Origin of the sequence: Cupriavidus phytohabitans (assembly GCF_017815025.1) — a bacterium.
Lineage (GTDB): Bacteria > Pseudomonadota > Gammaproteobacteria > Burkholderiales > Burkholderiaceae > Cupriavidus.
The window spans coordinates 49,697-76,513 of the sequence record NZ_JAGIQB010000007.1 but is presented as its reverse complement, the minus strand read 5'-3'; the positions used below and the strand labels follow the sequence as shown (position 1 = coordinate 76,513).

Genomic DNA, 26,817 nt, shown 5'->3' with positions numbered 1-26,817 from the left:
TTGCCCTGTTAGTTACGCACCGGCTTGCCGGTCTGCAGCATGCCCATGATGCGCTCCTGCGTCTTGCCGGTTCCCAGCAGGTCGACGAAGGCCTTGCGCTCCAGCGTCAGCAGCCAGTCTTCGCTGACCAGCGAGCCGGCCTCGACGTCGCCGCCGCACACCACCTCGGCGATGCGGGCGGCGATCAGGAAGTCATGCGCGGAGATAAAGCCACCGTCGCGCATATTGACCAGCGATGCCTTGATGGTGGCGATGCCCGAGCGGCCAGCCACCGGGATCAGCGCCGGCAGCGGCGCACGGTAGCCGGCATCGGCCAGCGCGCGCACTTCGTTCTGCGCCACGTGCAGCAGCTCATGCACGTTGAAGACGATCTTGTCGGACGGCTGCAGGTAGCCCATCTGGCGCGCTTCCAGCGCCGATGCGGATACCTTGGCCATCGCCGCGCTCTGGAAGCGGCTGGTCAGGAATTGCAGGTAGTTGGTGCTGCCTGCCGCCTGCGCGGCGCGTGCGGCGGCCAACGCGGCTTCCTTCAACCCGCCGCCGGCCGGGACCAGGCCCACGCCGACTTCCACCAGGCCGACATACGTTTCGAGCGCAGCCACGCGTGCAGCCGAATGCAGCATCAGTTCGCAGCCCCCGCCCAGCGCGATGCCGGACGCCGCCGACACCACCGGCACCGACGCATACTTCACGCGCATCATGCCGTCCTGGAACTTCTTCACGAATGGCTCGATACCCTTGGCCCCGCCCATCATGAAGGCCGGCATCGCCGCTTCCAGGTTCGCGCCCGCGGAGAACGGGCCGCCCGGCGCGCCGAGTTGCAGGGAGGTCGGCTGCCACACCACCAGGCCCTTGTACTGCGCTTCGGCAAGGTCGATGGCACGGGTCAAGCCGTCGATCACGTCCGGCCCGATGGTATTCATCTTGCTCTTGAACGAAACCACCAGCACGTCGTCCTGGCCTTCGCTCACCCAGATGCGCACGGCATCGTTTTCCTCGACGGTGCGGCCGGCCTTGCGCGGGTCGACCGCTGCGCTGCCCTGGAGCGCGGCACGGAACACCTGGCGCCGGTACACCGGCAGCGTGCTGCGCGCGACGAACGACTGCGTCGCCGGCGACCACGAACCTTCGGGGGCATGCACGCCCTGGCGCTCGGCGACGGGGCCGTCAAAGACCCATGCCGGCAGCGGCGCGGCCGACAGTGCCTTGCCCGCGACCACGTCTTCCTTCACCCACTCGGCCACCTGCTTCCAGCCGGCCGACTGCCAGTCCTCGAACGGGCCCGAGTTCCAGCCGAAGCCCCAGCGGATCGCCAGGTCGATATCGGCGGCGGAACCTGCGATCTGCTCCAGGTACACGGCGATGTAGTGGAACACGTCGCGGAACACCGCCCACAGGAACTGGGCCTGCGGGTTGGTCGACTCGCGCAGCAGCCTGATGCGCTCGGCCGGTTCCTTCTTCAGCATGCGCACCACGATCTCGTCGGCCTTCTTGCCTGCATCGACGTACTGGCCGGCCTTGGCATCCAGCACCTTGATGGCCTTGCCTTCCTTCTTGTAGAAGCCGGCGCCGGTCTTCTGGCCCAGCGCGCCCGCGTCGACCAGGCCCTTGAGCACGGCCGGGGTCTTGTACACCGGCGCAAAGGGGTCGTCGTGCAGGTTGTCCTGCATGGTCTTGATCACGTGCGCCATGGTGTCCAGGCCGACCACGTCCGCGGTGCGGAAGGTGGCGGACTTGGCGCGGCCCAGCTTGGAGCCGGTCAGGTCGTCGACCACGTCGAACGGGATGCCGAATTTCTCGGCCTCGGCGAACACCGCCAGGATCGAGAAGATGCCAACGCGGTTGGCGATGAAGTTGGGCGTATCCTTGGCGCGCACCACGCCCTTGCCGAGCGTGGTGGTCAGGAAGGCTTCCAGCTTGTCGAGGATGTCCGGCTGCGTGGTCGCGGTCGGGATCAGTTCGACCAGGTGCATGTAGCGCGGCGGGTTGAAGAAGTGGACGCCGCAGAAGCGCGACTTCAGGCTGTCCGCATTTTCCCCACCTAACCCGTCCGACAGCGCGGTGATCGACAGGCCCGAGGTGTTGGTGGCGAAGATCGCGTGCGAGGCCAGGTGCGGCGCAACCTTCTTGTACAGGTCGTGCTTCCAGTCCATGCGCTCAGCGATCGCCTCGATCACCAGGTCGCATTCCTTGAGCAGGGCGATATCGTCTTCGTAATTGGCGGCCTGGATTAGCCCGGCCTCGTCCTTGAGGCCCAGCGGCGCGGGCGACAGCTTCTTCAGGTTCTCGATGGCGCGCAGCGCGATGCCGTTCTTCGGGCCTTCTTTTGCAGGCAGGTCGAACAGCACCACGGGCACGCGCGCGTTGATCAGATGGGCGGCGATCTGCGCGCCCATGACGCCGGCACCCAGCACGGCGACTTTCTTGACGATGAAATTGGACATGCGCGCTCCTAGGTCAGTGAGCGTTGAGGTGAGAGTTTTTGCAGGCGCTTCCGTTGGCGGTAGGTTTGCTCCCCTCCCCCTCTGGGAGAGGGGGAGGGGAGCAAACCGGCGGCATGGAAAGCCGCCTTGCCGAATCAGAACAAATCCGCGTCCAGCGCCATCAGCGAAGCCGAACCAGCCCGCGCCTTGCGGATTTCCGCCGCGGTTTCCGGCAGCAGCTTGGCAAAGTAGAAGCGCGCCGTGGCCAGCTTGGCGGTGTAGAACTTATCGCCGCTGGCTTCCTTCTCCAGCGCGATCTTGGCCATGCGGGCCCAGAAGTACGAGAACACCAGATGGCCCACCACGCGCAGGTACGGCACCGCGGCGGCGCCTACCTCATCCGCGTTGCCCATGGCCTTCATGCCGATTTCCATGGTCAGCTTCTGCACCTTGTCGCCCAGGTCGGCCAGCGGGTTGACGAACTCCTGCATGGCCTCGTTGGTGCCCTCTTCTTCCACGAAGTCCTGCACGATCTTGCCGAAGGCCTTCATCTTGGCGCCCATGTCGCCCAGGATCTTGCGGCCCAGCAGGTCCAGCGACTGGATCGTGTTGGTGCCTTCGTAGATCATGTTGATGCGGGCGTCGCGCACGTATTGCTCCATGCCCCATTCGGAGATGTAGCCGTGGCCGCCGAACACCTGCATGCCTTCGTTGGTCGAGGTGAAGGCGTTGTCGGTCAGGAAGGCCTTGATCACCGGCGTCAGCAGCGCGACCAGGTCGCCGGCCTGCTTGCGCACGGCTTCGTCCGGGTGCGACAGCTCGCGGTCGATCTGCAGCGCGGTCCAGTAGCTGAAGGCGCGGCCGCCTTCGGCGTAGGCGCGCTGGGTCAGCAGCATGCGGCGCACGTCGGGGTGCACGATGATCGGGTCGGCGGCCTTTTCCGGCGCCTTCGGGCCGGTCAGCGCGCGCATCTGCAGGCGGTCCCTCGCGTAGGCGACCGAGTTCTGGTACGCCACCTCGGTCAGGCCCAGGCCCTGCGCGCCCACGCCCAGGCGCGCGGCGTTCATCATCACGAACATGGCGTTCAGGCCCTTGTTGGCCTCGCCCACCAGCCAGCCGCGCGCGCCGTCCAGGTTCATCACGCAGGTGGCGTTGCCGTGGATGCCCATCTTGTGCTCGATCGAGCCGCACTGGATGCCGTTGCGCTCGCCCGGGTTGCCGCTGGCATCGGGGATGAACTTCGGCACCACGAACAGCGAGATGCCCTTGGTGCCTTGCGGCGCGTCCGGCAGGCGCGCCAGCACCAGGTGGATGATGTTCTCGGCGAGGTCGTGCTCGCCGGCGGAGATGAAGATCTTGGTGCCGGTGATCAGGTAGGAGCCGTCGGCCTGCGGTTCGGCTTTGGTGCGCAGGATGCCCAGGTCGGTGCCGCAGTGCGGCTCGGTCAGGCACATGGTGCCGGTCCAGACGCCGGACACCAGCTTGGGCAGGTAGGCCTGCTGCAGCTCGGGCGTGCCGTGCGCATGCAGCGCCTCATACGCTCCGTGCGACAGGCCCGGGTACATGGTCCACGCCTGGTTCGCCGAGTTGAGCATCTCGTAGACCACGTTGTTGACCACGATCGGCAGGCCCTGGCCGCCGAAGGCCGGGTCGCACGCCAGCGCCGGCCAGCCGGCCTCGACGTACTGCTGGTAGGCTTCCTTGAAGCCGGTGGGAGCCTTGACCACGCCGTCGCCGACATAGGTGCAGCCCTCGCGGTCGCCCACCTGGTTGAGCGGGAACACCACGTCCGAGCAGAACTTGCCGGCTTCCTCGATGACCTGGTTGATGGTGTCCGCGTCGATGTCCGCGTGCGGCGGCATCGCCTTGAGTTCGGCTTCGGCGCCGAGCAGTTCATGGAGCACGAACTGCATGTCGCGCAACGGTGCGGTGTACTGGCCCATCAGAGACTCCTTGGAGTTATACGATGCCGCCACGCCGCCCGCCTCGCTTCACGCGATCCGGTCCGACCCGACGGCCTCAGGTGCGGTAAGACTGAATCAGTTTGTTGAGCGCGACCATGGCAAGCTCGGCACTGTCAGGCAGGCGCAGGAAACGGGCGTCATGATGCAAGCCTAGTTCAAGGCTGTACATCTCGAACAGCATCAGGCGCGGATCGCAATCCGCACGCAGGTGCCCCTCCTCCTTGGCCTGGTTGATGGCGCGATTCAGCGCTGCCCGCCAGATGGTGACGCTCTTGACCAGCTCGTCACGCACCAGGCTGCCGGTGCGGTCGTCATACTCCACGGCGCCGCTGATGTAGATGCACCCAGTCGTCACTTCCTGGATGCGCTTCTCCATCCAGCGCCGCACCATCGACCACAGCCGGGGCAAACCGCGCGGCTCCTGCAAGGAGGGGTAGAACACCTCCTGCTCGAACCGGCGGTGATACTCCCGCACCACCTCCACCTGCAGGTCCTCGCGCGAACCGAAGTGCGCAAAGACACCGCTCTTGCTCATCTGCATGCGTTCCGCGAGCAGGCCGATGGTCAGACCTTCAAGCCCGTCGCGGGACGACAGCTCCAGTGCGGCATCCAGAATCGCCACGCGCGTCATCTCCCCCTTGCGCATGGGCGCGGGGGAAGCGGCGGCGGATTCGAGACGGGCTGACTGGTGTCGCATGTTATTTCTCCGTTCTGCAAAGGCCCTGCTGCGGCCTGTGCGTATGACCCTGACGTTGCATTTGTTTGCGGGCAGCCGGCGAATTTGCCGCTGCATACCACGAATGCACGCAGTCTAAGCCAAAAAAGAACGGTCGTTCAGATTATTCTGGTGCAGCAGTCGACCTTCAAGCTTTTAATTAGACCCGTGTTTCTAAACGGGCCGCAATGCAGCATGCCCGTCACGCCAGGCGGCGCAAAGGCGTGCAAGCCGCGCGTTGCCGCATGGCAGCAAACGCACAGTGGGGAACCGTTTCAGTAGCGCCCCGTGACGCCGGCGATGATCACGCCGAGCCGCAGCAGCATGTAAGCGGTCCAGTTCGCCAACCGGTGCAGCGGCGAGCGCCGTGCATGGACTTCAGGCATGACGCGCACGCTGCGGTGCGCAATGGCGCGTTCCAGCGCGGTGCGCAGTTCCGCGGCAAAGGCAGCATCATAAACGGCCACGTTGGCTTCGCGCGCCAGCAGCAGGCTGAACGGGTCCATATTGCTCGAGCCCACGGTGGCCCACGCTTCGTCGACCACGCCGACCTTGGCGTGCAGGAAGCTCTCTGCGTACTCGTAGATCTCGACGCCCGCCTCCAGCAAAGAGGCATAGAGCGCGTGCGTGGCATAGTGCTGCAGCCGGTATTCGACCATACCCTGCAGCAGCAGCCGCACGCGCACGCCGCGCTGGCGGCAGGCCAGCAGCGCGCGCCGCATCTTGTGGCCGGGCAGGAAATAGGCGTTGGCCAGGATCACCTCCTGGCGCGCGGCACCGAGCGCGCGCAGGTACTCGCGCTCGATGGTGCGGCGATTGCGCAGGTTGTCGCGCAGCAGCAGCGCGGCGCGCACGCCGCCGGTGGGCTCGGCACGCGGTGGCAGGTCGGTCAGCAGCGGGTAGTCCGCCACCGCGGCGGCGCGGCCGCTGCCGTGCGTGTCGCGCAGCGCCAGGCGCCACCAGAGCCGTTCGGCGGTCAGCGCGATGCGGTCCACCAGCGGCCCGCTGACCTGCACCGCGAAGTCGTAGCGCGGTCCCAGGCTGGCGCCTTCGAACGGGCCGTGGTTGAGGTCGTCGATGATGTTGATGCCGCCGACGAAGGCCACCTGGCCGTCGATCACCGCCAGCTTGCGGTGCAGCCGGCGCAGGTGGCGCCGGGCCAGCCGGAAGCCGCGCAGCTTGCGGTAGACGCGCAGCTGCACGCCGCCCGCGCCCAGGCGTTCGGCCATTGCGGCGGGCATGTCGCCGGCGCCGAAGCCGTCGACGGTGACGCGCACCGAGACGCCTCGCGCGGCGGCGCGGATCAGCGCGTCGCTGACGGCGCGGCCGATATCGTCGTCGGCATAGATGTAGGTTTCCAGGACCACCTGGAACACGGCCTGGTCGATCGCGGCGATCAGCGCGGGAAAGAAGTCCTGTCCGCCGTGCAGCAGGCGCACAGTGTTGCCGGCGGTCGGCTTGCCTCGGCGCCAGTTCCAGCGCAGCATGCGATGGCGTTGCCCCTCGGCAGTGTTTTCGGCAGTGCCAGCGGCGGTCGTATCCGGCCGCTCGGAGTGGGATATCCGTGACATGCCGAGATTATCGGACAGAATGCTGCCTGCAAGGCGCCGCCTGCACATGCGCGCGGATCTCTGCTATCGTCGTCGCCATCATCGACGCGCCCCCCCACGGAACCGATCGTGAAGGTATTCGGCATCACCGGCTCGTCCGGCAGCGGCAAGACCACGCTGCTCGACCAGCTGATCCCCCGTTTCGTCGCCGCCGGCCTGCGCGTGGCCGGCGTCAAGCACACCCACCACGGCTTCGATCCCGACACGCCGGGCAAGGACTCCTGGCGCATGCGCGAGGCCGGCTGCGCCAACGTCGTACTGGTCGGCGCGCGCCACCTGACGCTGATGCGGCATTACCCCGAGGCAGTGGCATCACCCGAACTGGACGACGCGCTGGCGGTGCTGCCGGCCGACACCGACCTGGTGCTGGTGGAGGGCTACAAGCGCAGCGATTTTCCCAAGCTGGAAGTGTTCCGGCCCGGACTGGGGCGTACGCCGCTGTGGGACGAGGTACCCGGCGTGATCGCGGTAGCGAGCGACGACGTGGCCGCCGCCGCGGCGATGACGTCGTTGCCGGTGCTGGACCTGAACGACGCCGACTCCGTCTTTGCCTTTATCCGCGACTATTCGAGCCGCTGACCGGGGGATGTGCTCCCCCCGTCGCCTTGCGGGAGACGGGAGAAAGCAGAGTGCCATGCAGGGCGGTTTCAGGCAGCCTTGTCCCGCTGCTCCGCCGCTTCCACCGCCTCCGCTAGCGGACGCCCCAGCTCCGCCACCAGCGGCACATGGTCCGACCGCTGCGCCCAATCCCGCCCGGTCAGCGCGTGCGCGCGCTCGATCTCGAAGCCGCGCACGTAGATGCGGTCAAGCTGCCACCACGGCATATGGCTTGGGAACGTATGCAGCCGCGCGCCGCGCGCGTGCGACGCCTCGACCGCATGCAGCGTATTGCAGATCTGCGCGTCGAGCCGGTGGTTCCAGTCGTTGAAGTCGCCGGCGATCACCAGCGGCACCCCCTCGGGCACCACATTGCGCACGCGTTCGACCAGCGCCTCGGCCTGGCGGGCGCGGCTGCGGGCGAACAGGCCGAAATGCACGCAGATCAGGTGGGTCTCGATGCCGTGGATGTCCGCCACCGCGTGCAGCAGCCCACGCTGCTCGAAACGGTGGTCGGAAATGTCGAGGTTTTCGGACATGAGGATCGGATGGCGCGACAGGATCGCGTTGCCGTGATGGCCGTAGTCATAGACCGCATTACGCCCGTAGACCGAGTGCGGGTACGCATCCGTCGCCAGGTAGTTGAGCTGGGTATGGTCGGGATCGAACAGGGCCGCCGCCACCAGGCGGTCGTTGCGGTCCTGCACTTCCTGCAGGAAGACGATGTCCGCATCCATGGCATGCAGGCCGGCCCGCACGTTCTGGATGCGCGGGCGCCGCGACAGGCCGGTCACCCCCTTGTGGATGTTGTAAGTGACCACGCGCAGTTTCATGGCTGCGCTCCGCATAGTGCCTGCTTCCCGGCCGCCGCGGTGGCGCGCCAGGCCAGTTGCCGGATGGCCTCGGCGTTGCTGCTGGAAAAGCACTGCGCGGCGGCCTGTTCCCACGGCAGCCACTTGTATTGCAGGTGCTCGCGTGGCGCCAGCGTCACCGGCAGCGCTTCATGCACGCGCAGGCCGAACCAGTGCTCGGTATTGCGCGTGACGCCTTCGGCATAGCGGTGCCGCCATTGCGGGTAGATCTCGTACTGGATCGAATGGCCCCAGTCGGCCAGCAGATGCTCGCCGGCGATGATGCCGGTTTCCTCCGCCACCTCGCGCGCGGCGGTCAGTGCCAGGGGTTCGTCCAGGGTATCGAGGCTGCCGGTCACGGACTGCCAGAATCCTGGGCGATCGGCGCGTTCCAGCAGCAAGACTTGAAGATCTGGCGTGTAGATCACGACCAGCACGGATTCCGGAATCTTGTAGGGCATGGGACTGGGCGAAAGGACAAACCCAAGGATAGCGCAGCCGCGCGCGCTTGCCACGCGAAAGCGCAGTTCCCCAGGACCGATGGCCCTGCCTCAGGCCGCGTTGCGCGCGGGGGCGTGGGGCGCCAGGTATGGCTCGGTGCCCTGCCCGGTGACTTTATGCTGCCAGGTATCGAACACCTGCGGCGAATCGCCATGGCCCCAGGCGGCACGCAGCTGTTCCATCAGCGGCGCCAGTGACTCGCGATAGCGCCGGGCGGCAGTATGGGCGCGCTCGGCCAGTACGTCGGCGCTCAGCCTCGCCTGGGCCTGCAGGTGTACGCGCTCCTGCGCGATTTCCTTCTCACGCTGGCCGAGAGCGTTGTACTTCTGGATCAGGAAGCGCTGGTAATCGCCGCCATCGACGCCCTGGGCGGCCTGCGCATTGACCTGCTCAAAGCGCAGCACGATGCTGCCGGTTTCCTGCTCGATATGCGCGGCCTCGGCGTCCAGCGCCTGCAGCGCTTCCTGATGGCGCTGGGCATCGCGGCGCAGCGCCTGCACCTGCGCGGCCTCGTCCTCGAACACGCGCTGGGCCGCCAGGTAGGCCTGCACCGCCGGCTGCGGCGCGACCACCAGCAGCGGGTCGGCGCCGCCGGCACGCTGGCCGTCCAGCAGCGCGTCGTCGGCCAGGCGCAGATTGCCCAGCTCATCGAGCCAGCGCCCGCGCGTCATGACCGCGCCGACGGTGTCCAGCGCCAGCCGCCGCAGCGCTTCGGCACGCTGCATCTCGACCGGCTCGGCCAGCGGCTGCGGCGACGCCGCCTGCACGGCGTGGGCGATATCGGGCACGCACGCGGCCACGGTGGTCGCCACCGCTTCGGACATGGTCGCCGCGGCGCGGCGCTGGGCGCGGCGCAACTCGAAGCGGGCCAGCAGCAGCATGACCAGCCCCGCCACCAGCCAGGTCACGATGGTTTCCTGGTGGGCCAGCAGGAACTGGCGGATCAGTTCGGTATCCAGGTTCAGGTTCACGAATTTCCTCCCGAGCGCCGGAAGCCTTCATCGCGGAGGCCCCTCGGCAAATTACGTGTCAAGGAAAGGAGACACGGCCGCCGCGGGCTTCGTTCCTACCAGTAACAAATCGAAACCAAAGCGCTGCTGGCGGCACCGCGGGACCAGTATTGCGCAGAATGCAAAAAAGCCGCGCATTGGCGCGGCTTTCTTTTACCCAAAAGCTTGAGCAGCTCAGGCGTTCGGCTTCGGCTCGGCAGCGCGCAGGCGGATATGCAGCTCGCGCAGCTGCTTCTCGTCGACCGAGCTCGGGGCCTGGGTCAGCAGGTCCTGGGCGCGCTGGGTCTTGGGGAAGGCGATCACGTCGCGGATCGAGTCGGCACCGGCCATCATCGTCACGATACGATCCAGGCCGAAGGCCAGGCCGCCGTGCGGGGGCGCGCCGTACTGCAGCGCGTCCAGCAGGTAGCCGAACTTGGCGCGGGCTTCATCGTCGTTGATGTTGAGTGCGCGGAACACCTTGCTCTGGATGTCGGAGCGGAAGATACGGACCGAGCCGCCGCCCATTTCCCAGCCGTTCAGCACCATGTCGTAGGCCTTGGCCAGGCACTTGCCCGGGTCGGTCTCCAGGTATTCCAGGTGCTCGTCCTTGGGGCTGGTGAACGGGTGGTGCATGGCGACCCAGCGGGCGTCGTCCTCGTCGTACTCGAACATCGGGAAGTCCACCACCCACAGCGGCTTCCAGGCGTCCTCGAACAGGCCGTTGGCCTTGCCGAAGTCAGAGTGGCCGATCTTCAGGCGCAGCGCGCCGATCGAGTCGTTGACCACCTTGGCCTTGTCGGCGCCGAAGAAAATGATGTCGCCGTCCTGGGCGCCGGTGCGCTTCAGGATCTCGGCAATGGCAGCGTCGTGCAGGTTCTTGACGATCGGCGATTGCAGGCCGTCGCGGCCCTTGGCCACTTCGTTGACCTTGATCCAGGCCAGGCCCTTGGCGCCGTAGATGCCGACGAACTGGGTGTAGGCGTCGATCTCGCCACGCGAGATGGCACCGCCGCCCGGCACGCGCAGGCCGACCACGCGGCCGTTGTCGCTGTTGGCCGGACCCGAGAACACCTTGAAGTCGACGTCCTTCATCACTTCCGTCAGCTCGGTGAATTCCAGCTTGACGCGCAGGTCAGGCTTGTCAGAGCCGAAGCGGGCCATGGCTTCGCGGAACTCCATCACCGTGAACTTGGCGTCCAGGTCGACATCGATCGCGTTCTTGAACACCGTGCGCATCATGCCCTCGAACAGGTCGCGAATCTCCTGCTCGGTCAGGAACGAGGTCTCGCAGTCGATCTGCGTGAACTCGGGCTGGCGGTCGGCGCGCAGGTCTTCGTCGCGGAAGCACTTGGTGATCTGGTAGTAGCGGTCGAAGCCCGAGACCATCAGCATCTGCTTGAAGATCTGCGGCGACTGCGGCAGCGCGAAGAAGTGGCCGGGGTTCACGCGCGACGGCACCAGGTAGTCGCGTGCGCCTTCGGGCGTGCTCTTGCCCAGCATCGGGGTCTCGATGTCGATGAAGCCCTGGGCGTCCAGGTACTTGCGCACTTCCATCGCCACCTTGTAGCGCAGGCGCAGGTTGTACTGCATCTGCGGGCGGCGCAGGTCGAGCACGCGGTGCGTCAGGCGCGTGGTTTCCGACAGGTTGTCGTCGTCGAGCTGGAACGGGGGCGTGACCGACGGGTTCAGCACGGTCAGCTCGTGGCACAGCACTTCGATCTTGCCCGAGGTCAGGTTGGCGTTCTCGGTGCCGGCCGGGCGCGGACGCACCTTGCCGGTGACGCGGATGCAGAACTCATTGCGGATCTCTTCCGCGGCCTTGAACATCTCGGGGCGGTCCGGGTCGCACACCACCTGCACCAGGCCTTCGCGGTCGCGCAGGTCGATGAAGATCACGCCGCCATGGTCGCGGCGGCGCTGGACCCAGCCGGTCAGGGCCACTTCCTGGCCCGAGAGTTGTTCGGTCACCAGACCGCAGTAGTGAGTACGCATGGAGGACATAAGGAGATTCCCGGTAAATCGCTGCCGCCCGCAGCAGATCGGGCGGCTCGTATCTGTTTGAATGGCTTAAGGATCGGTCGTCTCGACCGCTTCGCCGCTGCTGGCGCGGCTGGCCGGCGGCCGCTGCGGCACTGGCCCGCTGTCGCTCTTGCGGGGCAGTTCGGCCGGCGCCACCACGCCCATCGAGACGATGTACTTGAGCGCGGCGTCGACGGTCATGTCGAGTTCGATGGTGTCGGCCTTGGGCATCATCAGGAAGAAGCCCGAAGTCGGGTTCGGCGTGGTCGGCACGTAGACGCTGACGTACTCGCCCTGCAGGTGGTTCTGCACGTCGCCACCGGGGCGGCCGGTCAGGAAGGCGATGGTCCACGAGCCCTCGCGCGGATACTGCACCAGCAGCGCCTTGCGGAAAGCATTGCCCGACGAGGACAGCAGCGTGTCCGACACCTGCTTGACGCTGGTGTAGATCGGGCCGACCACGGGGATATGGCCCAGCAACGCTTCCCACCAGCGCACCAGGCGCTGGCCGATAAAGTTATGCGCCAGCAGGCCGACCAGCAGGATGAACAGCAGCGTCAGGATGGCGCCGAGGCCGGTGACGCGCTTGCCGAACATGAGCCGGTCCGGGCGCCAGGCCTCGGGCAGCAGCGCCAGGCTCTGGTCCATCGTACCGATGATCAGGCTGAGCACCCACAGCGTGATGCCCAGCGGCACCAGCACCAGCAGACCGGTCAGGAACCAGGTCTTGAGGGCGGAAGTCTTCTTGGCGACCACGTGGCGATCCGGATCAGTGGCAGGCGCAGGCGCTGCCGCAACCGCCGGCGGCAGGCGCGGCGGTGGTGGCGCTGGCCGAAGCGGATTCGGCCGCGGCGGCCGGGGCGCTGGCCGCAGCCGCGCCGGCCGCCGCACCGCCAGCAGCCGGCGCGCTGGTGCCGCCGCTGCCGCCGCGGAAGTCGGTCACGTACCAGCCCGAGCCCTTGAGCTGGAAGCCGGCCGCGGTCAGCTGCTTCTTGAACGAACCGGCGGTGCCGCACGACGGGCAGTCCGTCAGCGGGGCATCGCTCATTTTTTGCAGCACATCGCGCCCGTGGCCGCAGGCGTCGCAACGGTAGGCATAGATCGGCATGGTGTCTTTTCGCGAGAAAACTACGGAAATCGGTACAAGGCGGGCATCGCCGCCGTGCCGGGGAGCGCGGAAACCCGCGCAGGCCGACCCGCTTGGCGATGCAAAGCCTTGAATTATAAACCGTTCTGTGGCTGGCTGATGGCCGGAAATGGAGGCCTATCGGGCCCTGCCTGGGGTGGCGGTCCCGCCGGGTCAGGCGATATGCACTTCCTTGACCGGCGCGTGATCCGCGATCCACTGCGGCAGCAGCGAACCGACCACCATGCCGCTGATCGAGAACAGCAGGCCGATCATCTGCGGGGGCACCACCGCATCGGCGAAGGCCACCTCGCAGGTCAGCCACGAGCTCAGGCCCAGCAGGATCGCGGCCAGGCCGCCCTGACGGGTGGCGTGCTTCCAGAACATGCCGAAGGCCAGCGGCACGAAGGACGACACCAGCGTGACCTTGTAGGCATTTTCGACCATATGGAAGATCGACAGGTGCGAGTTCAGCGCGAACAGCGTCACCAGCGTGGTGAACACCAGCACCACGGTCTGCATCACGCGCAGGAACTGTCTGTCGTCGAGATGGTGGAAGTAAGGGCGCAGGATGTTTTCGGCAAAGGTCACCGACGGCGCCAGCAGCGTCGCCGAGGCGCAGCTCTTGATCGCCGACAGCAGCGCACCGAAGAACATCACCTGGGCGAACATCGGGGCGTGCTGCAGGATCAGGTGCGGCAGGATCAGCTGCGAATCGGTGTCGATGTACTTGGCCACCATGCCCGGATCGATCAGTGTGGCCGAATAAGCCAGGAACATCGGGATGAAGGCGAAGCAGAAATACAGCACGCCGCCCAGCACCGAAGCGCTCCCGGCGATCCGCTCGGTGCGCGACGAGGTCACCCGCTGGAACACGTCCTGCTGCGGGATCGAGCCCAGCATCATGGTAAACAGTGCCGCGGCAAACCCGATGATCTGCACGAAATCTAGCGACGGCAGGAATTCGAACTTGCCCGCCGCTGCCGCGTGCGACACCACCGCCGTGACGCCGCCGGCCTGGCCGCTGACCTCATAGCCGATATACATCATGCCGATCACGATGATGATCATCTGGATGAAGTCGGTGATCGCCACCGACCACATGCCGCCGAACAGCGTATAGACCAGCACGCTGGCAGCGCCGATCATCATCCCGGCCTCCTGCGACAGCGCGCCGTCCGACACGGTATAGAACACCAGCCCCAGCGCCTTGATCTGCGCCGCGACCCAGCCCAGGTACGAGACCACGATACACAGCGTGGTCAGCACCTCGGCCAGCCGGCCATAGCGGTTGTGGTAGTAATCGCCGATGGTCAGCAGGTTCATCCGGTACAGCGGCCGGGCGAAGAACAGGCCCACCAGGATCAGGCACAGCGACGAGCCGAACGGATCGGACACCACTCCCGACAGCCCTTCCTTGAGGAACACGGCCGGGATACCGAGCACGGTCTCGGAACCGAACCAGGTGGCAAAAACGGTGGCGGTGACGATATGGAACGGCAGGCTGCGCCCGGCAACGGCGAAATCAGTGGTGTTGCGCACGCGCAGCGCCGCCCACAGGCCGATGCCGACCGAGATTACCCAGTAGATGATGACGAACCAGATCAGCATGCCGCTGCCCTATGCAGAAAGTGCCCTTGTGGCGAAAAACCGAATGCCGGGCGGCTTGCGTGATACGTCAGGTGCGCACCTGCCCGGAGTCCAATTCATCGGTCGGGGCCGCGTGTGGAGCTTCTTGGCGAGTTCCCAGGTCGGGAGCGCGCGGCAGGGCCTGCGGTCGTAGCCGAATCAAAACGCGGATTATAGCGACGCAGACCAGCGCGGGCGAAAAAAATTCCCGGGTGGGGCAAAAGCGCCACGCGGGTGCATCCGGGGGCGCCGCAACGGCTGGAAGCGTGCGCTCAGCGGCCCAGCCGTCGCCACACCTGCCAGCGCTCCTGCCCCTGGAACACCGGTAGCGGCGCGGCCGAGGGGCGGTCTTCGATGCGCTCGAAGGCTGGCCCAAGCACGGCATCGAGCTCGGCGTCTGGCATCGCGAACGGCGGTCCGCCGCGGTTCTCGCCCAGGTAGAAGTAACCGGCCAGCAGGCCGCCCGGCGGCAGCAGCTCGGCCACGCGGGCGCCATAGGCCGCCCGCATCGCCGGCGGCAGCGCGCACAGGAAGGCGCGCTCGTAGACCAGCTGGCACTGCGGCTGGGGCGTAAAGGTAAAGAAATCGGCCTGCTGCACCACTACCCCGGCCGGGCCCAGCGCGCGCTTGGCCGACGCCACCGCCTGGGCCGAAAAATCGATCGCCGTCACCGGCCAGCCCTGCTCGAACAGCCAGGCTGCCTCCCAGCCGTTGCCACAGCCCGGCACCAGCGTCGGGCAAGGCGCGCGGCCGGCGATGAACTGGCTGAACTCGTCCGGCACGCCGCCCGCGTCCCAGGGCGTGTAATCCTGCGCGAAGCGCTCGTCCCAGAACGAGGGGTCGGCGGCGTTGCGCGTGCTGAACGCCGGAGTGGGCTTGGGCACGTCGGCCATGGGGTCTGTCTCCTCGCTTGCTTGCTTACTTATATAGCGGGTCGCTTGTCAGTAGCCGCCCCACGCCAGCACGTGCGTCAGCACGATGCCGGCGATAAAGCCGCCGGCCAGCAGCAGCGCCGTGCCCAGCAGCCGGTTGGTGCGGCGCTGCTCGGCCACCAGCTGCGCCAGCAGCTTGTCCTGCCCGCCGTTGCCGGCCAGCGCGCGCCGCTCCAGGAACTGGTGCGCCAGCCGCGGGAAGTCCGGCAGCATCTTGGCCCACTGCGGCGCTTCGACCTTGACCCGCTCCCAGGCGCCCTTCCAGCCGACCTGCTCGTACATCCAGCGCTCCAGGAACGGCTTGGCGGTCTTCCAGAGGTCCAGGTCCGGATCGAGCTGGCGGCCCAGCCCTTCGATATTGAGCAGCGTCTTCTGCAGCAGCACCAGCTGCGGCTGGATCTCGACATTGAAGCGGCGCGAGGTCTGGAACAGGCGCATCAGCACCATGCCCAGCGAGATTTCCTTCAGCGGCTTGTCGAAGTACGGCTCGCAGCACGCGCGCACCGCACTTTCCAGCTCTTCCACGCGGGTCTCGGGCGGCACCCAGCCGGATTCCACGTGCAGCAGCGCCACGCGGTGGTAGTCGCGCCGGAAGAAGGCGATAAAGTTCTGCGCCAGATAATTCTTGTCGAACTCCGACAGCGCGCCGACGATGCCGAAGTCCAGCGCGATATAGCGGCCGAAGGACCCCGGCTGCACCGACACCAGGATGTTGCCCGGGTGCATGTCGGCATGGAAGAAGCCATCGCGGAACACCTGGGTGAAGAAGATCTCGACGCCCTCCTCCGCCAGCTGGTGCATGTCCACGCCCGCGGCCTTCAGCGATTCGGTGCGCGAGATCGGGATGCCGTGCATGCGCTCCATCACGAACACCGAGCTGCTGCACCAGTCCCAGAACACCTCGGGCACCAGCAGCAGGCTGGTGTCGGCAAAGTTGCGGCGCAGCTGGCTGGCGTTGGCCGCCTCGATCATCAGGTCGAGTTCGTCGTGCAGGTATTTGTCAAACTCGGCCACCACCTCGCGCGGCTTCAGGCGCTTGCCGTCGGCCCAGAAGCGCTCCATCCAGGTGGCCATGTCGCGCATCAGCGCCAGGTCGCTGTCGATCACCGGCAGCATGCCCGGGCGCAGCACCTTCACCGCGACCTCGCGGCCGTGGTTGGGGCCGCCCTTGAGCGTGGCGAAGTGGACCTGCGCGATCGAGGCGCTGGCCACCGGCTGGTGCTCGAAGGTCTCGAACAGCTGGGCAATCGGCCGCCCCAGCGAGCGCTCGATGATCCTGACCGCCACCGCCGAGTCGAACGGCGGCACCTGGTCCTGCAGCTTCGCCAGCTCGTCGGCGATGTCGGGCGGCATCAGGTCGCGCCGCGTCGACAGGACCTGGCCGAACTTGACGAAGATCGGTCCCAGCGCCGTCAGTGCCAGCCGCAGGCGCTCGCCGCGCGGCATGTCGAGCTTGCGCCCGATGGTGATGACGCGCACCAGGAAACGGATCTTGCGGTTGCTGAAGCCGGACAGCACCAGCTCGTCCAGGCCGTAGTAAAGGATGACGAAGAGGATCTTGCCAAGGCGCAGGAGGCGGGTCATTCGGGAGTCTTTTCGTGGCCGGGGCAGGCAGTCAGGGTAGCGGTTGGCATGGGGTGGACGCGGGGGCCCGGACTCAGCGGTGCGGCGACGGCAGCTGGCCGGGCGCGGCGGCGCTGGCGGCCGCGTTGACGCGCTCGAGCTTTTCCAGCCGCTTCTCCAGCCGGGCGAGGCTGTCGCGCAGTTGGCCCACGTCGGCGCCGAAGGCGTCCAGCGCCGCGTGGCGCACCAGCGTCGGCTGCTCGTCCAGCAGGTAATCGGTGAAGTTGTCGACCAGCGCACGGCCGATGCGCGTAGCCTGTTCGTGGACCTGGCGCGCGCCGCCGACCACGCGCTGCGCCACGCTGTCGCTGAGCGGCCCGCCCAGGATGCCGCGCAGCGCGAGGGACAGGTCTTCCTCGGCATCCCAGCGCAGGTTGCGCGCCAGCGCCGAGACGGTGTTGGCCAGCTCGGCATCGCCCTCGATGCGCACATGGCGCATGGCCGCGTCCTGGCCGCCTTCGGCGACATCGGCGGCAACCAGGGGCCACTGCTGCAGCGGCACGCGCAGCGTCACCGCGGGATCCTCCGCTTCCGGCGCCTGCTCGGTGCCTCCGTGTTCGGTCACCTTCAGCGACAGGACGAAGGCGGCGGCATCGAAACGGATCACGCGCCCGGCAAATGGCGCGAGCTGGTTACGGGCCCATGGCTCCTGCTCGAGCAGGTGGTTCAGAGCCGAGATCGCGGGAGTGGCCAGGGCGGAAGGCAGAGTGTTCATGGCAGCGCGGGTTGGCTGGCGGTGAGGCATCCGGCGAGGTTGCACGCCGGGCGCCCAAAAACAAAAAAGGCCCACGTTTTCACGTGGGCCTCCATTCTAAGCTACTCCCCCGGGCGCATCACTCGCCACGGAGGCGCGGCATCACGACTCCTGCTGGATGCCGGCGAGCAGCCAGCCGCCGGTGCCGGTCGCCGGCTTGGCCAGGTTCCAGACCTCGGCGAACGGCTGCGCCGCCTCGCCGGCCTTCTCTCGGATCATGCCGGAGAAGCGAACGCTGGCGATATGCTGGGCCGGCGTCGACTCGATGCCGAGCAACTGGCCTTCCAGCGTGACCACGTCGGTCTTGTTGACCTCGGCGCCGCGCTCGGACAGGTCCATCTTGATCTCGGCGAACATTTCCGGCGTGGTGAATTCGCGGATGTCGTCGAGGTTGCCGGCGTCCCAGGCTGCCTGCAGGCGCACAAAGTGGACCTTGGCGTTGCGCAGGAAGTTTTCGGTATCGAAATCGGCCGGCACGCCCCAGGGCTGCTGGGCCACGGCACCCGCCGCGACCGGCGCGGCTGCGGCGCCCTGCATCATCGGGGTGGCTGCCGGCGTGCTCTCCGGCGTGCTCAGCGGCTGGCGCAGCATCGGCTCGGCGCTGCGGCCCATGCCGCCGGCATTGCCGGCACCTGCCGCGCCTGCATACGCCGGCTGCTGGCTGCGCTGGCTGCCACCGCGGAACTTGCGGATCAGCCAGATCACCGCGAAGGCGACGATCGCGATCAGGATCAGGTTGGACAGGAAGCTCAGCGCCGCGCCGCCCAGGCCCAAGTGCGACAGCAGCCAGCCGATACCCAGGCCGGCGGCGATGCCGCCCAGGATGCCGCCCCAGTTACGCTTGGGCGCCGCGGCCGCGGCCGCTGCCGCGCCGGCCGCCCCGGCCGTGGCCGGTGCCGCCTGCTGTGCAGGTTGCTGCGCTTGCTGCGTGGGCGAGGTGGGCTGGGTCTGCTGGCGCTGCGTCACCGATTCAGACTGCTTGCCAACGCTGCGCGAGCCGCCCATGCGCTTGGCCTCGGCGTCGAACGCCATCCCGACGGCCAGCGCCGTGACCAGCGACCCCACCAGGAATTTTCCACGAATTGACGACATATGCTGTTATCCCCTGTCAGATTCACCCATATTTGGGCGAGCATGGCAATTTCAAGTATTCTTAATACTTCCGCCCGACGTGGAGCGCCACCACTCCGGCCGTCAGATTGAAGTATTCGACATTCTCCAGGCCCGCATGTTCCATTAAGCGTACAAGTGAAACCTGGTCTGGATGCATTCTGATCGATTCCGCGAGATAGCGATAGCTGGGAGCGTCCCCTGCCACGCGCTCGCCCAGCCAGGGCAGTACCTTGAAAGAATAGACGTCGTACGCCTTCTCCAGGGGTTTCCACACCTTGGAGAACTCCAGCACCATGACCTTGCCGCCCGGCTTGACCACGCGGCGCATCTCGGCCAGCGCGGCCTCCTTGTGCGTCATGTTGCGCAGGCCGAAGGCCACCGTGACCAGGTCGAAGTAGTTGTCGGGGAACGGGATCTTCTCGGCGTCGCACAGCGCCACCGGCGTGATGATGCCCTTGTTCAGCAGCCGGTCGCGCCCGACGCGCAGCATCGACTCGTTGATGTCGGTCAGCCAGACCTGGCCGGTCGGGCCGGCCTGCTTCGCGAACGCCTTGGCCAGGTCGCCGGTGCCACCGGCGATATCCAGCACCTTGTGGCCGGGCCGCACATTGGCCTGGGCGATGGTAAACATCTTCCACAGCCGGTGCATGCCGCCCGACATCAGGTCGTTCATGACGTCATACTTGCTCGCCACCGAATGGAACACGCCGGCGACCTTGCCGGCTTTTTCCGTTTCGTCGACTTTCTCAAACCCGAAGTGGGTTTCACTCATTTCTCAGACTCCAGGGTGGTCGGGGGCGGCTCAATGGTGGTGGCCGCAACCGTGGCCGCCGGCCGCGCCGGCGCCAGGCATGGGGGTATCGCGATCGACGCCGGCTGCTTCCAGCCGCTTCAGGTAGTCCTGCCACAGCGCGTCCTGCTGGTCGCCCAGCCGGTACAGCAATTCCCACGAATAGATGCCGGTGTCGTGGCCGTCGGTGAAGCGGATCTGGATGGCGTAGTTGCCCACCGGCTCGACGGCACCGATGCCGACGTCGCGCTTGCCGGTCTGCAGGATTTCCTGCCCGGGGCCATGGCCCTGCACTTCCGCCGATGGCGAATACACGCGCAGCAGCTCGAACGGCAGGCGGAAGCTGCGGCCATTGTCGAAGCCGACCTCCAGCACGCGTGATTGCGTATGGACGGTCAGTGCGGTGGGATGGGGAGTGTCTTTTTCCAGGCCAGCCATGATGATCGCGGCCCCGTCACGGGCGCTCTGTAGGGGGAAATCCGGCGCGGCGGCATGAGCGAGCGGCGCCCCAGGCGCCGCCTCGCGCCGCATCACGCTTCGCTTACGACCCGATAGCTTACCCCAGGCTCGCCGGCTTGCGCAGCCCGCGCGGCCTCCCCATCCTGCGGCACATAGCGCAGGCGCCGGCCATGGAAGGCCGCCACCGTGCTGCGGTGCGCAATACTGACGATGGCTGCGTCCGGCAGCGACTCGACGATCAATCGGTACATCGCGCCTTCGGTGTCCTCGTCGAGCGCGCTGGTGGCCTCGTCCAGGAACAGATAGTCGGGCTTCTGCAGCAGCGCGCGCGCGAACGCCAGCCGCTGCTGCTCGCCCGGAGACAGCCGCAGCGACCAGTTGTCGAACACGTCGAGCTGGTCCGTCAACGCGGCCAGCCGCGCCTGGCGCAGCGCCGCCTGCAGGGATTCCGAGCTGTGCTCGGTGCCGGCATCTGGGTAAGCCAGCGCGTCGGCAAGGGTGCCGATCGGCAGGTAGCTGCGCTGCGGCAGGAACAGCATGCGCTTGCCCGCGGGCATGGTCACGGTGCCGCTGCCATACGGCCAGATCCCGGCGAGCGCGCGGAACAGCACGCTCTTGCCACAGCCGGACGGGCCGCTGACGAGCCAGCGCTCTCCCGGCGCGACCGACAGCGAAAACGGCGCCACCAGCGGGCGCTGGCCGACGGCGCTGCCGCGCGCGGCGCGTACCGGCAGCGCCAGCGCGAGGCCGTCGATCACGATGCCTTGCTCCGCCTTGCCGGTATGCTCGACCTCGACGTCGCGCGTGCCGCCGGGGGCCAGGTCCTGGCGTTCGGCCACGCGGATGGCCTCCTGGAAATCGATCAGTCGGTTGGCCGCGGCCTTCCAGCCCACCAGCGTGGCATAGCTGTCGACGAACCACGACAGCGCCCCCTGCACCTGCCCGAACGCGGAGCTGGTCTGCATCAGCCCGCCCAGCGTCATCTTGCCGGCGAAGTAACGCGGCGCCGCCACCAGGATCGGGAAGATGATGGCGAACTGCGCATAGCCGGAACTGACGAAGGTCAGCCGCCGCGTATAGCGCATCAGCTGGTTCCAGTTGGCGCGGATGCGGTCGAAGCGCGCGCGCAGGCCGGCCTGCTCGGTCGGCTCGCCGCGGTACAGCGCCACCGGCTCGCTGTTCTCGCGCAGGCGCACCAGCGTGAAACGGAAATCCGCTTCGTACTGTTCCTGCTGGAAGTTCAGCCCGATCAGCGGGCGCCCTACCAGATGCGCCACCAGCGAGCCGATCACCGCATAGCCGGCCGCGAACCAGACCATGTAGCCGGGGATGGTCCATTCCCTGCCGCCCAGCGCAAAGCTGATCGGCCCCGACACCGCCCACAGGATGCCGACGAAGGACAGCAGCGTCACCACCGAGTTGAGCAGCCCCAGCGACAGCGACAGCGCGCCGTCGGTGAACAGGCGCAGGTCGTCGGCAATCCGCTGGTCGGGGTTGTCGGTGGCGCGGGTCTGTTCGATGCGGTAGTAGGCCTGGTGCCCAAGCCAGTGGCCCATGAAGCGGCCCGTCATCCAGGTACGCCAGCGCATCTGCAGCATCATGGTGTAGTACTGGCGCGAGATCGCCGCCACGATGAAGAATGCCGCTATCCACGAGAAGCGCAGCAGCAGCACCTTGAACGAGGCGTAGTCGCGCTGCTCCAGCGCGTTGTAGAACACGCGGTTCCACTCGTTGAGCAGCACGTTGATATAGACGATGCCCAGGTTGAGCACGACCACCAGCGCGAGCAGGCCGAGGCCGGCGATGCGGTCGTCGGATTTCCAGTAGGGCTTGATCAGCGCCCAGGTCGCGGCCATGCGCAGCCGGCTCTGGATCTTGAGGGCCTTGGCGGGAACGGCCGGGCCCGGTACGGTGACGGAAGTGGGGGTCGAGGACATAGCGGCAGCTTTCTGGCCCGCCAGCGGGATGCGTGGCCGGGCTTGTTGTTCTCGTGCCGCGGCGCGCGGGCGCGACCGCGGCGGCAACAGCATTCAGACGGTTACGGGCCGGCGCGGGTTCCGCGCCCCCCTTCAGGCGTCGTCAGCTTCGGTCAGCGAAAGTGCCGTGCGCAGCGCCGGCAGCCGGCCGGCCAGCTCCTGCATACGCACGCTGTCCGCCGCGCGCTGCGGCGCCGCCCAGATTGCCTCGGGGAAATGCGTGTCCCAGCGGTAGCGCGGGATGATGTGCCAGTGCAGGTGCGGCACCATGTTGCCGAACGCCGCCAGGTTGACCTTGTCGGGCGCCATCACCTCGCGCACCACGCGCTCCACGCGCGCCACCAGCCGCATCAGCCAGGCCTGGTCGGCCTCGTCCAGGTCGGTCAGCTCGGCCACGTGGTCGTTCCAGACGATGCGGCAGAAACCGGGAAAGCGGTCATGCTCGACCAGGATCAGGCGGGCGCGGTCGCCCATCCAGATGAGTTCGCCGCCGTCGGTTTCGCAAAGGGGACAGTTGGGACTCTTGATCATGCGGCGCGCTACCTTTCACGCTGAGTGTTGTCTCCCCTCTCTCGCCTGCGGGAGAGGGGTTGGGGGAGAGGGGAGCAAACCAGCGGGAAGAGTCAGCGGGTCTTACACCAGCACCCGCTCGATGCCACCCGCGTTGGCCTTCGCCACGTACTCAGGCATCCAGTTCTCGCCCAGCAGGTGCTTCGCCATCTCGATCACGATGTAATCCGCCTGCACCGACGCATCTTCCTTGTAGCGCGACAGGCCCTGCAGGCACGACGGGCAGCTGGTCAGGATCTTGACGTCACCGGTGAAGCCGTCGGCACGCAGCTTGTCGGCGCCCCTGGTCATTTCCTCTTCCTTGCGGAAGCGGACCTGCGTCGAAATGTCAGGACGCGTCACCGCCAGCGTGCCCGACTCGCCGCAGCAGCGCTCGTTCTTCTCGATCTTGCCCAGCCCGGGGTTGCCGCCCATCAGGTCGTTGACCAGCCTGGTCGGATCCATGGTCTTGATCGGCGTGTGGCAGGGGTCGTGGTACATGTAGCGCGTACCGGTCACGCCCTCCAGCTTGACGCCCTTCTCGAGCAGGTACTCGTGGATGTCGATGATGCGGCAGCCGGGGAAGATCTTCTCGAATTCATAGCCGGCGAGCTGGTCGTAGCAGGTGCCGCAGCTGACCACCACGGTCTTGATGTCGAGGTAGTTCAGCGTGTTGGCCACGCGGTGGAACAGCACGCGGTTGTCGGTGACGATCTTCTCGGCCTTGTCGTACTGGCCGCTGCCGCGCTGGGGATAGCCGCAGCACAGGTAGCCCGGCGGCAGCACGGTCTGCACGCCGACGTGCCACAGCATCGCCTGCGTGGCCAGCCCCACTTGCGAGAACAGCCGCTCCGAGCCGCAGCCCGGGAAGTAGAACACCGCTTCCGATTCCGGCGTGGTCGCCTTCGGGTCGCGGATGATCGGCACGATCTCGTTGTCTTCGATGTCGAGCAGCGCGCGCGCGGTCTTCTTGGGCAGGTTGCCCGGCATCTTCTTGTTGATGAAGTGGATCACCTGCTCGCGCACCGGCGGCTTGCCCACGGTCGCGGGCGGGTGCGCGGTCTGCTTCTTCGCCAGCTTCTTCAGCACCTCGTTGCCCAGGCGCTGCGCCTTGTAGCCCCAGTCGATCATGACCTTGCGGGTCAGGTTGATGGTCTCGGGGTTGGTCGCATTGAGGAAGAACATCGACGCCGCGGTGCCGGGGTTGAACTTCTTCTGCCCCATCTTGCGCAGCAGGTTGCGCATGTTCATCGACACGTCGCCGAAGTCGATCTTGACCGGGCACGGCGTCACGCACTTGTGGCACACCGTGCAGTGGTCGGCCACGTCGGAGAACTCGTCCCAGTGCTTGACCGAGATGCCGCGGCGGGTCTGCTCTTCGTACAGGAAGGCCTCGACCAGCAGCGAGGTCGCCAGGATCTTGTTGCGCGGGCTGTACAGCAGGTTGGCGCGCGGCACGTGCGTGGCGCACACCGGCTTGCACTTGCCGCAGCGCAGGCAATCCTTGACGCTTTCGGCAATGGCGCCGATGTCGCTCTGCTGCATGATCAGCGACTCATGCCCCATCAGGCCGAACGACGGCGTGTAGGCATTGCGCAGGTCGGCGCCCGGCAGCAGCTTGCCCTTGTTGAAGCGGCCCTGCGGGTCGACCTTCTGCTTGTAGGCGCGGAAGTCGCCGATCTCTTCCTCGGTCAGGAACTCAAGCTTGGTGATGCCGATGCCGTGCTCGCCCGAGATCACGCCGTCCAGCGAACGCGCCAGGTCCATGATGCGGGCCACCGCGCGGTGCGCGTCCTGCAGCATGTCGTAGTCGTCGGAGTTGACCGGGATGTTGGTGTGCACGTTGCCGTCGCCGGCGTGCATGTGCAGCGCCACGAAGACGCGGCCGCGCAGCACCTGCTTGTGGATCTTCTGGGCCTCGTCCAGGATCGGCTTGAATTCGCCGCCGTTGAAGATCTTGCGCAGCTCGGCGCGGATCTCGTTCTTCCACGACACGCGGATGGTGCGGTCCTGCAGCAGGTGGAACACGCTGGCGTCCGGCTGCAGGTGCAGCCGCGCTTCGAATTCCTGGCCCAGCAGGCCCAGCCCGTGCCCGATCAGCGAGGCCTTGGCCTGCGCCAGCGGCGTGTCGAGGTGGTCTTGCAGATAGCGCCAGCGCGCGCGGATCTCGCGCAGCAGCGTCAGCGCGTGCTGCACGCGGTCTTCCAGCAGCTCGGCGCTGGGGATTTCGTTGGCGTCGTCGCTGCGGCCCAGCGGCAGGTTGCCGCGCGCGAAGAACGCTTCCAGCGCATCGACCAGCTGCAGCTTGCTCTTGATCGACAGCTCGATATTGATGCGCTCGATGCCGTCGGTGTACTCGCCCATGCGGTTGAGCGGGATCACCACGTCTTCGTTGATCTTGAAGGCGTTGGTGTGCTTCGCGATCGCGGCGGTGCGCGAGCGGTCGAGCCAGAACTTCTTGCGGGCCTCGGGGCTGACGGCGATAAAGCCTTCGCCGCTCTTGCCGTTGGCCATGCGGATCACTTCCGAGGTGGCGCGCGCCACGGCGTCTTCATCGTCGCCGACGATATCGCCGATCAGCACCATCTTCGGGAAGGCGTTGCGCTTGCTCTTGGTGGCGTAGCCGACCGCGCGCAGATAGCGCTCGTCCAGGTGCTCCAGGCCGGCCAGGATGGCGCCGCCGGGCTTCTTGGTCTCCGCATCGAGGAAGTCCTTGATCTCGACGATGCTGGGGATGGCGTCGCGCGCCTGGCCGAAGAACTCCAGGCACACGGTACGGATGAACTTCGGCATGCGGTGCAGGATCCAGCGCGCGCTGGTGATGATGCCGTCGCAGCCTTCCTTCTGCACGCCGGGCAGGCCGGCCAGGAACTTGTCGGTAACGTCCTTGCCCAGGCCTTCCTTGCGGAACTTGCGGCCTTCGATGGCGAGCGTCTCGGTGCGCAGCACCTTCTCGCCCGGGGCGCGGTTGCCGTCCGACCACTTCAGCTCGAAGGTGGCCACCGGCACGTCGTGGATCTTGCCCAGGTTGTGGTCCAGCCGGGTGATTTCCAGCCAGTTGCCCTCCGGGTCCACCATGCGCCACCAGGCCAGGTTGTCCAGCGCGGTGCCCCACAGCACGGCCTTCTTGCCGCCGGCGTTCATGGCCACGTTGCCGCCGATGCACGAAGCGTCGATCGAAGTCGGGTCGACCGCAAACACCAGGCCGGCACGGTCGGCGGCATCGGCGACGCGGCGCGTCACCACGCCGGCGCCGGAGAAGATGGTTGCCACCTTGTGCGACACGCCCGGCAGGTCGGTCTGCTCGACCGGCCCCAGCTGTTCCAGCTTCTCGGTATTGATCACCGCGCTCATCGGCGTCAGGGGCACGGCGCCGCCGGTGTAGCCGGTGCCGCCCCCGCGCGGGATGATGGTCAGGCCAAGCTCGAAGCAGCCCTTGACCAGGCCGGCGATCTCTTCCTCGGTATCCGGCGTCAGCACCACGAACGGGTATTCCACGCGCCAGTCGGTGGCGTCGGTCACGTGCGACACGCGCGACAGGCCATCGAACTTGATGTTGTCCTTCTGCGTGACGCGGCCCAGCACGCGCTGCGCGCGCTTGCGCAGGTCGTAGGCGGCGGCGAATTCGTTCTTGAAGTCTTCGATCGCCTGCTTGGCGAAGGCGACCAGCTGCTCCACGCGGTGCGAGCGGTCCTCGGCGGCGGGCTCGGCGTGCTCGGCACGGTCGGCGGCGCGGCGCTTCTCGATCTCGTTCAGGCGGTGGTGCAGCGCGCTGACCAGCATCTGGCGGCGCTTGGGATTTTCCAGCAGGTCGTCCTGCAGGTAGGGATTGCGGCGAACCACCCAGATATCGCCCAGCACCTCGTACAGCATGCGGGCGGAGCGGCCGGTGCGGCGCTCGCTGCGCAGCTCGTCCAGGATGCGCCAGGCTTCCTCGCCCAGCAGCCGGATGACAATCTCGCGGTCCGAGAAGGACGTGTAGTTATAAGGAATTTCACGCAGGCGCGGCGGGGCGTCCTGCGCGGCGAGCTTGGCGTCGAGCACGAGTGGGGCGTTCATGGGGGGACCGCTTCCTGCTGCGCACGGGGACAGTGCGCGAATCGTTCATTAAAGGGCGATTGTACTGCAAGGCCCGGTTTCGCCGCACTGCAACAAAGCGGAATCCTTGTCGGAACAAGGGATTAGGCGTGGCCC

21 protein-coding genes are annotated in these 26,817 nt (G+C 66.9%); 1 reads left to right on the top strand and 20 read right to left on the bottom strand.

The genetic code is table 11. The features are described 5' to 3' along the window. Positions 1–8: 8 nt before the first annotated feature. The 4 genes from J8I34_RS06755 to clsB form a co-directional block, all read right to left on the bottom strand. Positions 9–2,444: a 3-hydroxyacyl-CoA dehydrogenase/enoyl-CoA hydratase family protein gene (locus J8I34_RS06755; protein ID WP_209805678.1), complete on the bottom strand. Its 2,436-nt coding sequence runs from the start codon at positions 2,442–2,444 to the stop codon at positions 9–11. Positions 2,445–2,578: 134 nt separating this feature from the next. After that, positions 2,579–4,366 carry an acyl-CoA dehydrogenase C-terminal domain-containing protein gene (locus J8I34_RS06750; RefSeq protein WP_029048533.1) on the bottom strand — a complete coding sequence of 596 codons (1,788 nt, stop codon included), beginning with the start codon at positions 4,364–4,366 and terminating at the stop codon, positions 2,579–2,581. Positions 4,367–4,442: 76 nt separating this feature from the next. Then, on the bottom strand, positions 4,443–5,033 hold the full coding sequence (locus tag J8I34_RS06745; RefSeq protein WP_209768496.1) for a TetR/AcrR family transcriptional regulator: 591 nt from the start codon (positions 5,031–5,033) through the stop codon (positions 4,443–4,445). Positions 5,034–5,377: 344 nt separating this feature from the next. Further along, entirely contained in the window at positions 5,378–6,721 is a 1,344-nt protein-coding gene (gene clsB, locus J8I34_RS06740; protein WP_209768042.1) for a cardiolipin synthase ClsB, read from the bottom strand. Positions 6,722–6,781: 60 nt separating this feature from the next. On the opposite strand from clsB, the gene mobB reads away from it, so the two are divergent. After that, complete coding sequence (gene mobB / locus J8I34_RS06735) at positions 6,782–7,291, top strand: molybdopterin-guanine dinucleotide biosynthesis protein B (protein ID WP_209805677.1); 510 nt, start codon at positions 6,782–6,784, stop codon at positions 7,289–7,291. Between the two features lie 68 nt (positions 7,292–7,359). On the opposite strand, the gene J8I34_RS06730 is transcribed toward mobB, so the two are convergent. The 16 genes from J8I34_RS06730 to J8I34_RS06655 all read right to left on the bottom strand — a co-directional run bounded on the left by J8I34_RS06730 (position 7,360) and on the right by J8I34_RS06655 (position 26,682). Then, positions 7,360–8,142, bottom strand: coding sequence for an endonuclease/exonuclease/phosphatase family protein (locus J8I34_RS06730; protein WP_029048529.1), 783 nt, complete (start codon positions 8,140–8,142; stop codon positions 7,360–7,362). Further along, complete coding sequence (nudB, locus tag J8I34_RS06725) at positions 8,139–8,621, bottom strand: dihydroneopterin triphosphate diphosphatase (RefSeq protein WP_029048528.1); 483 nt, start codon at positions 8,619–8,621, stop codon at positions 8,139–8,141. Before nudB ends, J8I34_RS06730 begins: the two co-directional genes overlap by 4 nt. Before the next feature lie 90 nt (positions 8,622–8,711). After that, positions 8,712–9,626, bottom strand: a complete 915-nt coding sequence (locus J8I34_RS06720) for a hypothetical protein (RefSeq protein WP_209805716.1) — start codon at positions 9,624–9,626, stop codon at positions 8,712–8,714. 219 nt (positions 9,627–9,845) lie between these two features. After that, positions 9,846–11,654: an aspartate--tRNA ligase gene (aspS, locus tag J8I34_RS06715; protein ID WP_209805676.1), complete on the bottom strand. Its 1,809-nt coding sequence runs from the start codon at positions 11,652–11,654 to the stop codon at positions 9,846–9,848. Positions 11,655–11,720: 66 nt separating this feature from the next. Then, positions 11,721–12,428: a DUF502 domain-containing protein gene (locus tag J8I34_RS06710; protein ID WP_029048525.1), complete on the bottom strand. Its 708-nt coding sequence runs from the start codon at positions 12,426–12,428 to the stop codon at positions 11,721–11,723. A gap of 13 nt (positions 12,429–12,441) precedes the next feature. Beyond that, positions 12,442–12,780 carry an FmdB family zinc ribbon protein gene (locus J8I34_RS06705; RefSeq protein WP_209768022.1) on the bottom strand — a complete coding sequence of 113 codons (339 nt, stop codon included), beginning with the start codon at positions 12,778–12,780 and terminating at the stop codon, positions 12,442–12,444. A gap of 192 nt (positions 12,781–12,972) precedes the next feature. Then, positions 12,973–14,409: a high affinity choline transporter 1 gene (locus J8I34_RS06700; protein WP_029048523.1), complete on the bottom strand. Its 1,437-nt coding sequence runs from the start codon at positions 14,407–14,409 to the stop codon at positions 12,973–12,975. 290 nt (positions 14,410–14,699) lie between these two features. Further along, a complete protein-coding gene (locus J8I34_RS06695) occupies positions 14,700–15,320 on the bottom strand; it encodes a methyltransferase domain-containing protein (protein ID WP_209768020.1) in 621 nt (206 codons plus the stop codon). Between the two features lie 48 nt (positions 15,321–15,368). Then, complete coding sequence (gene ubiB, locus J8I34_RS06690) at positions 15,369–16,943, bottom strand: ubiquinone biosynthesis regulatory protein kinase UbiB (RefSeq protein WP_209805675.1); 1,575 nt, start codon at positions 16,941–16,943, stop codon at positions 15,369–15,371. 73 nt (positions 16,944–17,016) lie between these two features. Beyond that, positions 17,017–17,697, bottom strand: a complete 681-nt coding sequence (locus J8I34_RS06685) for a ubiquinone biosynthesis accessory factor UbiJ (protein WP_209805674.1) — start codon at positions 17,695–17,697, stop codon at positions 17,017–17,019. Positions 17,698–17,838: 141 nt separating this feature from the next. Further along, entirely contained in the window at positions 17,839–18,828 is a 990-nt protein-coding gene (locus J8I34_RS06680) for a Tim44 domain-containing protein (RefSeq protein WP_209805673.1), read from the bottom strand. A 61-nt stretch (positions 18,829–18,889) separates the two neighbouring features. Next, the gene (gene ubiE, locus J8I34_RS06675; RefSeq protein WP_029048518.1) at positions 18,890–19,621 is read right to left on the bottom strand and encodes a bifunctional demethylmenaquinone methyltransferase/2-methoxy-6-polyprenyl-1,4-benzoquinol methylase UbiE; all 732 of its coding nucleotides are present in this window, start codon (positions 19,619–19,621) and stop codon (positions 18,890–18,892) included. Between the two features lie 30 nt (positions 19,622–19,651). Then, complete coding sequence (locus J8I34_RS06670) at positions 19,652–20,077, bottom strand: gamma-butyrobetaine hydroxylase family protein (protein ID WP_029048517.1); 426 nt, start codon at positions 20,075–20,077, stop codon at positions 19,652–19,654. 92 nt (positions 20,078–20,169) lie between these two features. After that, positions 20,170–22,035 carry an ABC transporter ATP-binding protein/permease gene (locus J8I34_RS06665; RefSeq protein WP_029048516.1) on the bottom strand — a complete coding sequence of 622 codons (1,866 nt, stop codon included), beginning with the start codon at positions 22,033–22,035 and terminating at the stop codon, positions 20,170–20,172. 132 nt (positions 22,036–22,167) lie between these two features. After that, positions 22,168–22,605 carry an HIT family protein gene (locus J8I34_RS06660; protein WP_209805672.1) on the bottom strand — a complete coding sequence of 146 codons (438 nt, stop codon included), beginning with the start codon at positions 22,603–22,605 and terminating at the stop codon, positions 22,168–22,170. A 102-nt stretch (positions 22,606–22,707) separates the two neighbouring features. Further along, the gene (locus J8I34_RS06655) at positions 22,708–26,682 is read right to left on the bottom strand and encodes a DUF3683 domain-containing protein (RefSeq protein ID WP_209805671.1); all 3,975 of its coding nucleotides are present in this window, start codon (positions 26,680–26,682) and stop codon (positions 22,708–22,710) included. Between the last annotated feature and the right edge of the window lie 135 nt (positions 26,683–26,817).